This window comes from Streptomyces himastatinicus ATCC 53653 (genome assembly GCF_000158915.1).
In the GTDB taxonomy this organism is placed as follows: Bacteria; Actinomycetota; Actinomycetes; order Streptomycetales; family Streptomycetaceae; genus Streptomyces; species Streptomyces himastatinicus.
This window is the reverse complement of the sequence record NZ_GG657754.1, coordinates 182040-194579: the sequence shown is the minus strand read 5'-3', so window position 1 is coordinate 194579 and position 12540 is coordinate 182040. Positions and strand designations below refer to the sequence as shown.

Below are 12540 nucleotides of genomic sequence, written 5' to 3'. Positions count from 1 at the left end.
GTCCGCCCGCGGCGTCGGGACCCGTCCGGTCGCACGCCGGTTGCCAAAAAAAAAAATGGGCGGATGCGCTGTGGGGACGGGTCCCGGAGCAGGGAGCGGACCCTGGGTGCGTGTGACCGCGCACGTGCCGCGCACCCCCCGAACCGAGGAGACATCCGATGCCCCTCTCCGCCAGCCTCGCGCGCGGAGTCGCGCCCACCACGCCCGGCAGCCTCCACGCCCGCACCCTGGCCGGTGACCTCAGCGCCCTGCCCCGGCCGGGTCTGACGGTCTGCTTCGGGCGCGGTCAGAAGCCGGATGTGGACCTGGGGGTCGGCGTGGACGACCTCCGGGTGAGCCGGCGCCATGGCGAGCTGACGTACCGCCAGGGGCAGTGGTGGCTGCGGAACACCGGGCGGCAGCTCGTCCGGCTGCCGCGCGGCCGGATGATGCACCTCAGCACCGAGCCGATCCCGCTCGACACCGGCTACACCCCGCTGTTCGTCAAGGGCTCCGGCTACCGGGAACACCTGGTCGAGCTGTACGTGGCGGGCCACGACGACCAGGGGCCGGTCTCGCGGCGGCGCGCCGAGACCCTGCGGCCGGAGATCTGGCCGCTCGACGACGACGAACGGCTGCTGCTGGTCGTCCTCGGCCAGCGGTACCTGCTGTACGAGGAGGATCCGCGCCCCATGAGTTACGCCATGGCGGCCCGGCAGCTCGGCTACCTCCGCCCGGACACGGGCTGGAACGAACGCAAGATCGAGTACCGGATCGAGGCCGTACGCCGCCGCCTGCACCAGACCGGCTTCAAGTACCCGCTGATGCACGACAAGTCGCAGGGACGCCCCGCCGACAACGGTCTGCTGCACAACCTGCTCAAGGGATTGGTGGAGTCCACGACGCTCGTCCCGCCGGACCTGGACCTGATCGAGGACGAGGCGCCCTGGCCCGATCCGGCGTGATGGCCCCGTGCCCGTCTTCGGGATCGTCCTCGGGACCCGTCCCGAAAGTGTCGGCGAACGATGGCCACGGCTGACACAGGAAGGAACTTTCCCATGACGCGCATGCGCATCGTCGCTCTCGCGGGTATCACCGCGGTCGCCTCGGCGGCGGCCCTCGCGATTCCGGCGGGGGCCGACGCCGCCGACACCCAGGACGCCACGGCCGCCCGGTGCACGTACCCCGCCGACGTCCTCGACCTCACCAACTGGAAGATGACCCTGCCCACCGGCGAGGACGAGGACCCGACCGAGATCACCCAGCCCGATCTCGCCACCTTCTCCGCGAAGCCCTGGTTCCAGGTCACCGGGGACTGTGACGCGGTCCGGTTCCGGTCCGCCGTCGACGGCGTGACGACGGGGGGCTCCAGCTACCCGCGCGCCGAGCTGCGCGAGATGACCGATGGCGGGGAGGAAGAGGCCGAATGGTCGACCACCGAGGGCACCCACACCCTGGTGGTCGACGAGGCGTTCATGGCGCTCCCCAACGACAAGCCGCATCTCGTCGGCGCCCAGATCCACGGCGGGGACGACGACGTCACGGTCTTCCGCCTCGAAGGCAGCAAGCTCTACATCACCAAGGGCGACGACTCCCACCACCACCTGGTCACCGACGACTACGAGCTGGGCACCGCGTTCGAGGCCAAGTTCGTGGCGCGGAACGGGAAGATCGACGTCTATTTCAACGGGGAGCGCGAGACCACGATCTCCGACGACGGCGACACCAACTACTTCAAGGCAGGGGCCTACACGCAGGCCAACTGCGAGAACTCGGACCCGTGCGACGGCGGCAACTATGGCGAGGTCCGCATATCCGGTCTCAAGGTCACCCACTCCTGACCGGCCGCGAACACGGTGCCGGGCCTCCCCGTACGGGCGAGCCCGGCACCTCCGCATGCGCTTTCGGGCGGCCACAACCCTCACAAACGTGAAGATTTCCGCAGTGGCGCGTGAATTCCCTTCTCAACCGGCCAGGTCGGGCTCGCCGCGGCCACCCACCGCGCCCGGAGCCGCCCCCGAGGGCAGCACAACCGGTGCGGGTCCGCCCCGGTGGGCGCTAAGTTCGGACTACGTGCCTGGTGGCAGCAGGGATTCTGGCGTCGTGAGAGGGGAGTTCGCCGTGCGGCGGGGGGAGAGGGTGGGCAAATACCGGCTCACGAGGGGGCCCGTCGAGGGAGGGAGAGGTGCGGTCTGGTTCGCCGTCGACACGGAGCTGGGCCGACCCGTCGTCCTCAAACGGGCCCTGCTCGAGGACAACAGCCAGGCCGACTTCGACGAGTTGCTGGCGGAAGCGCGCGCCCTGGCGAAGTTCAGCCACCCGAATGTCGTCACGCTCTACGACGCCGTCCGCGCGGGCAAGGGCAAGAGGTCCACGTTCTGGCTGGTGATGGAACATGTGACCGGCGGGAGTCTGGACGTCCCCGTGAAAATGGCCCCGGAGCTCGCGGCGCACGTCGGCGCGCAGATCGCGAGTGCGCTGGCGGCCCTGCACGCCAAGGGCATCGTGCACTGCGACGTCAAGCCCGGCAACATCGTGGTCACCCACGAGAGGGTCGCCAAACTGGCCGACTTCGGCGCCGCGTACCGGGTGGACGGCAGCGAGACGATCACGCCCAACGGACCGGTCAGCCTCACCCCGTTCTACGCCGCTCCCGAGGCGTTCCGGGGAGCGCCCGAGCGCGCGTCCGACGTGTTCTCCCTCGGCGCCACCCTGTACTGCCTGGTGACGGGGACTCCACCGCTGCGCGGCGCCGGGCGCATGGTCCGGCTGGAGGCCATCAGCCCCCGCGTCGGGCCGCTCAGGGGGCTGCTCACCGCGATGCTCCAGTATGACCCCGGGGCCCGGCCCACGGCCGCCGAGGCGCTCGGCGCCCTCACGGACATCGCGGGCCCGCCCGAACAGTTCCCGGCGCTCCCCGAGGCCGCGGCGGCGACCACGCCCTATACGGCCACCGTGGCGTACCGCGAGGAGGCCGGGGGAGGGCTCCAGCCGCGCCTGTCGACGAGCCTCGTCCGGCGCCGCCCGCTGCTGACGGCCGGGGCCGCCGCCGTCACCGCGCTGGCCATCGCCGTTCCGTTCGTCGTGATGAGCCTGGGCGACGATTCCGGGGCGGACGACGGCGCTCCCTCCGCCAAACCGGCCAAGCTGACCAGCGCGGACTTCATCGGCGACCCCCGTACGGCCAACCCCTGTGCCCTGCTGGACGCCGATGTGTTCGCTCGTTATGAGCAAGCCGAACTGGACGCCGACTACGGCAACTTCAACCGATGCGACGTCCTCCTCAAGCAGCGCGGCGAGGAGGTCGTGGACGTCCGGGTGGAACTCGACGCCGATCCGCTGCCGGAGGGCGTGGCGAGGAGGACCACCGGCAGGGTCACCGTCGTGGAGCGTGACCCCGAGCGCGAGGAGTGCGAGCGGGCCGTGGCGGTGACCGGCGCCCGCGAGAACAGCCTCCGGGTCACCGCGGCGGCGAGACGCCCCGATGACGTCAAGGAGCCGCTGTGCGACACCGCCGATCGAGCCACGGGACGCGCGGTGAAGGTGCTCAACCGCGGCGCGATTCCCCGCCGTTCCCCGGACTTTTCGCCCAGTTCGCTGGCGCACCAGGACGCCTGTACGTTGCTCGACATCAAGGCGCTGGAAGAGGTGCCCGGCATCGACGCCCAGGACCCGGACGTCGGATTCGGCCGCTGGGACTGCCAGTGGAAGAGCACCACCAGCGAGTACGAGGTGGACCTGCGCTTCGACCAGGGCAGCCTGCCCGACGATGAGAACGCCCGGTCGACGCGGCTCAGCGATCACCAGGCCATCGTTCTGCCGGAGGACGAGGGCCCGGGGAGCTGCCGCGTCGAGGTGGTCCATCGCAAGTACACCGGCGTGGACCGGGTGGAGGGGACCGAGCGGGTGGCTCTGGTCGTCAAGGGGGCGGGCCGCAAGGACCGGCCCTGCGAGATGGCCACCGACCTCGCCGGGGCGGCCGCTGCCGCGCTGCCGCCCGCCTGACCGCCGCCTCAGGGCCCTGACCGCCGCCGCCTCAGAGCCCCGACCCGCCTACCCGTTCGTTCCGAACCGGGCGATCGCCTCCAGGATCGCGTCCCGCATCGCGGGGCTGCCCGTGTGCCCCGATTCGTCGATCACCTTCAGCTCCGCGTCCGGCCACGCCTTGGACAACTCCCACGCGGTCTTCAGCGGGCTGCCCAGGTCGAGCCGCCCGTGGATCAGCACCCCGGGGATCCCCGCCAGCCGGTGTGCGTCGCGCAGCAGTTGCCCGTCCTCCAGCCAGGCGTCGTGGGCGAAGTAGTGCGCGCAGATCCGGGTGAAGGCCATCAGCGCGTCATCGGGTTTGTCGCTGTAGTAGCCCGGGCTGCCCAGCACCTCATGGGCGATGACCGCGTCCTCCCAGGTGCACCAGTCCTGCGCCGCCTTGACCCGGACCGCCTCGTCCGGGCTGTTCAGCAGCCGGTCGTAGGCGGCCACGAGATTGCCGCCGCGCTCCGGCTCGGGCACCGCGTCGCGGAACGCCTCCCAGGGGCCGGGCATCAGGCGTCCGACGCCGTGGTAGAGCCAGTCGATCTCGTCGGGCCGGGTCATGGTGACCCCGGGGATGACGATCTCGGAGACCCGCTCGGGGTGGCGCTCCGCGTAGGCCAGGATCAGCGTCGAGCCCCAGGAGCCGCCGTACAGCAGCCAGCGCTCGATGCCCAGGTGCTCGCGCAGCCGCTCCATGTCGGCGATGAGGTGATGGGTGGTGTTGTGGGCGAGACCGACCGCCGGGTCGGAGGCGTGCGGCAGGCTCTCACCGCAGCCGCGCTGGTCGAACACGACGACCCGGTAGACCTCGGGGTCGAACATCGTGCCACTGCCGCGGCGTCCGCCGCTGCCGGGACCGCCGTGCACGCACAGTGCCGCCTTCCCCTCGGGGTTTCCGCTGTTCTCCCAGTAGATCCGGTGTCCGTCGCCGACATCGAGGAGGCCGTGCGCGTCCGGTTCGGTGGGCGGGAAGGGCTGGGCCATGACGGTCTCCTCCTGAAGCCTGACGGCGTGGCGTCACCGCTCGGCGGGAGCGGCGGTGCTCTGTCGTATGACGAGCTGTGGGGTGGGGGCCTGTACGGGGCGGGGCGCGGGGCGTTCGGCCATGACGCGGAGCAGTTCGGTGGCGGTGAGCGTGCCCAGCGCGAAGGTGTCGCGCGTGAGCGCGGTGAGCGAGGGGTGCGCCATGGTGGTGAGTACGGAGTCGTCGAAGGACACCACGGAGACGTCGCGGGGGACGGGGATGCCCATCTCGGTGGCCACACCGAGCCCGGCGACCGCCATGACGTCGTTGTCGTAGACGACCGCCGTGTAGCGGGGGTTGGCTTCGAGCAGACGGCGGGTCGCCGACGCGCCCTGGGCGTCGGAGTAGTCGGTGGCGATGGACGTCACCTCGATGCCGGTGGAGTCGCGTACGTCTTCGATGGCCCGCAGGCGGCGCTGGGTGTGCTGGTAGGCCACCGTGCCGCTGACGTGGCCGATGCGCCGGTGTCCGAGGGCGACCAGATGGCGCAGGATGCGAGCCGTCGCGGCGTGGTCGTCCACCCAGACGCTGGTCAGCGGCATGGGGTTCCCGTGGCTGCCCAGCACCACCGCGGGGATGCCCAGATCGGCGACGAGTCGGGGCCGGGCGTCGTCGACCGCGAGGTCGAGCAGGACGAGCCCGTCCACGCGGTTCTCGGCCGCCCAGCGCCGGTAGACCGCCACCTGGGTCTCGGTGTCCTCGACGATGAGCAACTGCGTGGCGATCCCCCGGTTGGACAGGCAGGACTGGAGGCCGGAGAGGAACTGGGCGAAGAAGGGCTCGACGCCGAGCGTCCGCGCGGGACGGGCGATGACGATGCCGACCACGTCGTTGGCCGCGCCCTTGAGCGCGCGGGCGGCCAGGTGCGGGCGCCAGTTGAGTTCGTTCGCGACATCGAGGATCCGCTTGCGGGTCGCATCGCTCAGCCCGGGGCGTCCGTTGACCGCGATGGACACCGCCGCGACGGAGACCCCTGCGAGCCGTGCGATGTCGGTGCTGCGCAGCCGGGCCGGTAATTCCCCGGCGGGCGGGCGCCCGGGGGAGCCCGGATCCGCGTCCGCCCCCGCTCCTGACGAGGCACGTTTCCTCGGTGGCATCGGCCCTCCCTCGTGACCCACGTCGACTTTACGCAACCGTGATGATCCGCCGCGGTGACTGGCGAACTGAATCGTATTAATCTGCGGCCACTCGCGATTCTACTAAAACGTATTAGACGCCCTGTTGCTTCTCCTCCGCGATGAGGACCACGCATGCACCGTCACTTCAGCAGGACACTTGAGCGGCTCGACCGCGTACGTCGTGAGCGCATCCTTCCCCGGGTGCACAGCCGCTTGGGGGACGTCGAGATCGAGGCATGGACGGTCGGCGACGACGGCGAACCGGTGAGCCCCCGTCACGCCCTCGGGCTGACGCCGGAACCGCGTCGCGCCCGCCCCGACTACCGTCCCTTCGCCCTGGGCGACGCGTGGGGGCCCGCATGGTCCACGACCTGGTTCCGCGTCAGCGGCAAGGTCGAGCCCCGGACACCCGGACCGGTCGACCTGCTGCTCGACTTGGGCTGGTTCGACCACTCCGTCGGCGGCCACTGCGAGGGCCTGGTCTTCACACCGGACGGCACCGTCGTCAAGGGCCTGCACCCGCGGCAGACGGCGATCCGGCTCGCCGCCGGGGACAACGGCCCCGGGCTGTTGGACCCGGACGGCCGCTTCCAGCTCTACGTGGAGGCCGCCGCGAACCCCCTGCTGCTGGGCCTGCCGCCCTTCGTCGCCACAGAGCACGGCGAGAAGGGCGCGCGGGAGCCCTTCGAGCAGTTCCGGTTACGGCGCGCGGAGACCGCCGTGTTCGCGCCGGAGGTGCACGCCCTCCTCTGCGACCTGGACGTCCTCGGCGGCCTGGCCGCCGAACTCACCGAGGACGAACCGCGCCACTGGCGCCTGCTGTACGGCATCGAACGCGTCCTCGACGCGTACGACGAGGCGGACGCCGAAGCCAGTGCCCGCCGGGCACGCGCCCACCTCGCCCCGCTGCTGGCCGCCCCCGCGCATGCCTCCGCCCACCGGATCACCGCGGTGGGCCACGCCCACATGGACTCGGCATGGCTGTGGCCGCTGCGCGAGACGGTGCGCAAACTCGCCCGGACCGTCTCCAACGCCCTCGCCCTGCTCGACGCCCACCCGGACCTCGTCTACACCATGTCGGCGGCGCAGCACTTCGCCTGGCTCGAAGACCACTACCCCGAACTCTTCGCGCGGGTGCGGCAGTACGTGGAGCAAGGGCGGCTGGTGCCCGTCGGCGGCATGTGGGTGGAGCCGGACGGCGTCATACCCACCGGTGAGTCCATGGTGCGCCAACTCACCTACGGCAAACGGTACTTCCTCGACCGCTTCGGCCTCGAAACCCGGGAGGTGTGGCTTCCCGACTCCTTCGGCTACTCGGGAGCGCTGCCGCAGCTGGCACGCCGGGCCGGGGCACGCTGGTTCCTGACCCAGAAGATCTCCTGGAACGACACCACGACCTTCCCGCACCACTCCTTCTGGTGGGAGGGCATCGACGGCACCCGGATCTTCACCCACTTCCCGCCCGCGGAGACCTACGCCGCCGAGGTCACCGCCCGCGAACTGCGCCACGCGGTCACCACCTTCAAGGACAAGGCGATCGCCTCCCATTCGCTGCTGCCCTACGGCTACGGCGACGGCGGAGGCGGCCCCACCCGGGAGATGGCCGAACGGCTGCGCCGCTTCGCCGACCTGGAAGGCGCGCCACGCGTGGTGTCCCGCACCCCGGCGGAGTTCTTCGAGGACGCCGAGGAGGAGCTGCGCGAGGTCGAGTCGGTCGCACGGCCCCTGGCGCCCGTCCACCGCGGCGAGCTGTACCTGGAGCTGCACCGGGGCACCCTGACGTCGCAGGTGGCGATGAAGCGTCACAACCGGGCGTGCGAATCGCTGCTCCGGGCGGCCGAGTACCTCGCCGCGGCGGCCACGGTCCTGCGGGGCGCGCCCTATCCGGGGGAGAGCCTGGACGAGATCTGGCGCAGTGTGCTGCTGCACCAGTTCCACGACATCCTGCCGGGCACCTCGATCAGCTGGGTGCACCGCGAGGCCCGCGCCACCTACCGGGCGATGGAGTCCCGGCTGCGCGGGCTCATCGAGCGGGCCACCGAGGCGCTGGCCGCCGAGGCGCCGGGCACCGCCGCCCCGGGCCGGACGGCAGCGCTGCTCCCTCCGTTCATCCCCGCCCGTACCGCCGACACGCAGCCCGGCCCCGTCCGCGTCACCGACGGGGAAGCCGGTGCCACCGTGCTGGACGACGGCCTGCTGAGGGTCGTCGTGGACGCCGACGGCCACCTCACCTCACTCCACGCCACACGCGGCGGACGGGAGGTGGTGCCGCCCGGCGGGCGCGCGGGCGCACTCCAGCTGTTCCGGGACGAGCCGGTGCGGTGGGACGCGTGGGACGTGGACCGCCACACCCTGCGCACCTTCCAGGTGGTCGACGACGTCACCAGCCGGACGGTGGTCCATGACGGGCCCGACGCCGGTGTCGAGGTCGTCCGGCGGTTCGGCGCGTCGACGGTCACGCTGACGATGTGGCTGAGGGCGGGCACCGGCCGGTTCGAGACGGAGTGCGCGGTCGACTGGCAGGAGCGCGAGCGCCTGCTCAAGGTCGCCCTGCCGGTCCACATCATGGCGCCGACGGCACGCTTCGAGACGCAGTACGGCTACGTCGAGCGGCCGCTCCTGGTGAACACCGAGGCGCAGGACGCGATGTTCGAGGCCGCCATGCACCGGTACCTCCACGTGGCCGACGGCACCTTCGGCCTGGGCATCCTCAACGACACCATGTACGGCGCCGACGCGCGCGCCGACCGCGACGCCACCGTCGTCCGGCTGTCGCTGCTGAGGGGCAGCCGCTTCCCCGACCCCGACGCCGACGCGGGAACCCACCACTTCCGCTGGGCCCTGCTCCCCGGCGCGGACGTGCCCGCCACGGTCGAGGCCGCCTCCGTGTTCAATGCGCCCGACATCCCGCCGCTCCCGCCCCTGGACCCCCTGGTGGCGATCGAGCTGCTGCAAGGCCACGCGGTCGTCGACTGGATCAAACTCGCCGACGACGGTTCGGGGGATGTCGTCGTACGGATCTACGAGACGCGGGGAAGCCGGGCGAAGGCCCTGCTCCGCCCCTGCGCGGAACTCGGCGCGGGCGCCGCCGTGGAGGAGACCGACCTGCTGGAACGCGCACTCGCGCCCGGGGACGACCTGCCCACGGCCCTGCCGCGGACACCGGCCGGTACGCGCCGTCCCGCCGATGGCGCGGCCCTGGATCTCGGCCCCTTCCAGGTGGCGACCCTGCGGATCACCCCTGGAACCCACCCCAGATGAGGAGAAGACGAATGACGCCAGCGGGAAGACGGACCGCGCTCATCGCGGGACTCGCCGCCGGATCGCTGATGCTGTCCGCCTGCGTCATGGGCGGCGGCGACGGGACGACGAAGAAGTCGGACGGAAAGGTGTCCGGCAAGATCACCTTCCAGACCTGGAACCTGAAGAACGACAAGTTCACCTCGTACTTCAAGGACCTCATCGCCGACTTCGAGAAGGCCCACCCGGGCACCGACATCAGATGGGTCGACCAGCCCGCGGAGGGCTACCAGGACAAGCTGTCGGCCGACGCCGCCGCCGGATCCCTCCCCGACGTGGTCGACATGGGCCCGGAGTCCGCCTACACCCTGGCCAAGGCGGGTGTCCTGCTCGACCTGAACAAGGCTGACCCGAAGGCCGAGGGCCGTTACGTGGACAAGGCGTGGAAGGCCATGACCTTCGAGGGCCTGGGCGGCGGCACGTACGGCTACCCGTGGTACCTGAACACCGGGCCGTCCTTCTTCAACAAGGCGCTGTTCAAGAAGTGCGGGCTCAACCCCGGCAAGCTGCCCGCCACCTACGACGAGCTGTTCGACCAGGCCGAAACCATGGCCGAGAAGTGCTCGGACACGATGATGATCGCCAGGATGCCCGCCATCGAGACCTTCGGCGAGTACGGCGTACCGCTCATGGACGCGGGCGGGAAGAAGTTCACGTACAACAACGCCAAGGGCGTGGAGTACGTCGAGCGGTTCCGCAAGCTCTACGCCAAGAAGGGCATCGGCGAAGAGGCGCTGAACAACCTCCAGACGAAGGAGGTGGAGGAGTTCAAGGCGGGGCGCCTGGCCTATCTGCCCGGCAGCTCCTACACCCTGGACGATCTGAAGGCCACCGCGCCCGACGTCTACAAGGACCTGGGCATCGGGCCGCGCATCAGCGACAGCGCCCCCAACATGTACCTCGAGTCCCTCGTCGTCAACGCCGCGACCAAGAACCAGTCCCTGGCCACCGCCTTCGCCACGTACGTCACGGACTCCGCCCATCAGCTCACCTTCGCCAAGAAGGCGTCGGTCTTCCCCTCGTCCGCCGGGACGCTGGACGACGCGTACTTCACCCAGGACGACAAGGACCCGGCCACCACGGTGCGACGGGAGAGCGCCGACCAGGTGAGGAAGGCGGTCGTATGGTGGCCGCCCGCGTTCTCCGGCTCGGCCGACAGCAACACGCTGCGGGAGCAGATCGCCCAGGCGCTGCTGGGCAAGAAGTCCGTGAAGGCGGCACTGGACGCCTCCGTCCGGTACTCCAACGAGCGTCTGAAAGCGGACAAGTGACCCTCTCCGTTCAGCGCCGTACGTCCCTGAAGCGAGCCGCGCGCCCGGCTCGCCGCGCGGGGTCCGTCCTGGCCACGCACCGCTGGGGCCTGACGCCGTGGCTGTTCCTGCTGCCGGGGCTGACGGTCATCGTGCTCATGGTCCTGGTGCCGTTCGCGAACACCCTGGGGCTGTCGTTCACGGACTCGACCCTGCTGCGGCAGGGGGAGTTCGTCGGCTGGGACAACTTCCGCCGGATGTTCGCCGACGAGCGCTTCACCACCGCCCTGCTGAACTCCACGCTCTACACCGTGTGCGTGGTGCCCTGCATGGTGGTCCTCCCGCTCGTCCTCGCCACCCTGGTGAGCAGCGCGGGACGGCTGACCGGTTTCTTCCGCACCACCATGTATCTGCCGGTCGTCATGTCGCCCGTGGTCGTCGGTCTGATCTGGACGACCACGCTCGACAAACGCGGCCTGGTCAACGCCCTGTTCTCCACGCTCGATGCGGTGGCCGAGCCCGTTCCCTTCCTCACCGACCGGTGGCTGCTGCTCTTCAGCGCCATGTTCGTCACCGTGTGGACCGGGCTCGGGTACTACATGGTCATCTACCTGGCGGCCCTGGCCAACATCGACCAGAGCCTGTACGACGCGGCGGCGATGGACGGCGCCGGGGCGGTGCGCAGCTTCCTGGCCGTCACGGTCCCCGGTGTGCGGTCCACGATGACGCTCATCGCCGTGCTGTCCTCCGTGGCGGCCTTCCGCGTGTTCGGCGAGGTCTACGTCCTCACCGGCGGCACCGGGGGAGTGGGCGGGGGCGACCTCACCATGACCATGCTGATCCAGCGCGAGGGCACCGGGCTCCAGGCGCGCACCGGATACGCGGGCGCGATCAGCCTCGTCATGTTCGTGATCCTCGGCGCGCTGCTGCTCGCGCAGCTCGCCCTCCAGCGCAAGAGGAGTTCCTGATGGTCCGGGTCTGTCCGCGCCCGCGGACCGCTGCCGCCCGGCGGCGCAGGGTCACGCCGGGCTCCGCGGCGCGCTACCTCGTCCTCCTGCTCATGGCCGTGCTCCTGGCGGGGCCGCTGGTGTGGCAGCTGTCGCTGTCCCTGAAAGGCGCCGGAGAGCCGCTGTACACCCAGCCACCGAAGCTGATCCCCGAACACCCCACGTTCGACCACTTCGCCACGGTGCTCGACCGCATCCCGGTGCCGCGCTATCTGCTGAACTCCCTGGCGGTGGCGGCCATGGCCGTGGTGGGCAACGTCGTCGGAGCCACCTGCGCCGGGTACGCGCTGGGCAAGCTGCGCTTCCGCGGCCGGGGCGTGGCGACCGCCATCTGTGTCGCCGCCCTGCTGGTCCCCTCCGAGACCGTCCTGATCGCGCAGTTCCTCACCGTCCGGGCCACCGGACTGGTGAACACGCTGTTCGGGGTCGCCCTGCCGACCCTGGTGGCGGCGCTGAACGTGCTGCTCATGCGCAACGCCTTCCGCAACCTTCCCGGCGAGCTGGAAGAGGCCGCCATCGTCGACGGCGCCAACGCCTGGCAGCGGTTCATCCGGATCTCCGTACCGCAGGTCAAGGGCGTGATCGCGGTGGTGGCCATCTTCGCCTTCGTCGGCTCGTGGAACGACTTCCTGTGGCCCCTCATCGTCCTGTCGGACGAGCAGAACTACACCCTCACCGTCGGCCTGAACCGGCTGCGCGGCACCTTCTACGAGGACCCGCGCCTCATCGCGGCCGGCACCATCATCGCCTTGGCCCCCATCGTGGCGTTCTTCGCCGTCCTCCAGCGCTACTTCTTCCGCGGGCTGGAAGCCGGCGGCCTGAAAGGTTGA

General features: G+C 70.7%; 9 protein-coding genes. 7 read left to right on the top strand and 2 right to left on the bottom strand.

Translation table 11 applies throughout. The annotated features are described in order from the left end of the window. The first annotated feature begins 158 nt into the window (after positions 1 to 158). The 3 genes from SSOG_RS00850 to SSOG_RS00840 all read left to right on the top strand — a co-directional run bounded on the left by SSOG_RS00850 (position 159) and on the right by SSOG_RS00840 (position 3984). Entirely contained in the window at positions 159 to 944 is a 786-nt protein-coding gene (locus SSOG_RS00850) for an FHA domain-containing protein (protein ID WP_009712286.1), read from the top strand. A 93-nt stretch (positions 945 to 1037) separates the two neighbouring features. After that, a complete protein-coding gene (locus SSOG_RS00845) occupies positions 1038 to 1820 on the top strand; it encodes a polysaccharide lyase family 7 protein (RefSeq protein WP_050799712.1) in 783 nt (260 codons plus the stop codon). A gap of 262 nt (positions 1821 to 2082) precedes the next feature. After that, entirely contained in the window at positions 2083 to 3984 is a 1902-nt protein-coding gene (locus SSOG_RS00840) for a serine/threonine-protein kinase (protein ID WP_245606182.1), read from the top strand. Between the two features lie 48 nt (positions 3985 to 4032). On the opposite strand, the gene pip is transcribed toward SSOG_RS00840, so the two are convergent. Together pip and SSOG_RS00830 are read right to left on the bottom strand one after the other, a co-directional pair. Then, positions 4033 to 4995, bottom strand: coding sequence for a prolyl aminopeptidase (gene pip / locus SSOG_RS00835; RefSeq protein ID WP_009712283.1), 963 nt, complete (start codon positions 4993 to 4995; stop codon positions 4033 to 4035). Between the two features lie 33 nt (positions 4996 to 5028). Continuing rightward, on the bottom strand, positions 5029 to 6132 hold the full coding sequence (locus SSOG_RS00830) for a LacI family DNA-binding transcriptional regulator (protein WP_078510212.1): 1104 nt from the start codon (positions 6130 to 6132) through the stop codon (positions 5029 to 5031). 153 nt (positions 6133 to 6285) lie between these two features. Between SSOG_RS00830 and SSOG_RS00825 the strand changes: the two genes are divergently transcribed. From SSOG_RS00825 to SSOG_RS00810, 4 genes are read left to right on the top strand one after another with little or no spacing between them, the layout of a single operon-like run. Next, on the top strand, positions 6286 to 9414 hold the full coding sequence (locus tag SSOG_RS00825; RefSeq protein ID WP_009712281.1) for an alpha-mannosidase: 3129 nt from the start codon (positions 6286 to 6288) through the stop codon (positions 9412 to 9414). An 11-nt stretch (positions 9415 to 9425) separates the two neighbouring features. After that, a complete protein-coding gene (locus tag SSOG_RS00820) occupies positions 9426 to 10724 on the top strand; it encodes an ABC transporter substrate-binding protein (RefSeq protein ID WP_039936230.1) in 1299 nt (432 codons plus the stop codon). Continuing rightward, positions 10721 to 11671 (top strand): carbohydrate ABC transporter permease, encoded by a 951-nt coding sequence (locus SSOG_RS00815; protein WP_009712279.1) that lies wholly within the window; start codon positions 10721 to 10723, stop codon positions 11669 to 11671. The genes SSOG_RS00820 and SSOG_RS00815 overlap by 4 nt, the downstream gene beginning before the upstream one ends. Further along, complete coding sequence (locus SSOG_RS00810) at positions 11671 to 12540, top strand: carbohydrate ABC transporter permease (protein ID WP_009712278.1); 870 nt, start codon at positions 11671 to 11673, stop codon at positions 12538 to 12540. Before SSOG_RS00815 ends, SSOG_RS00810 begins: the two co-directional genes overlap by 1 nt.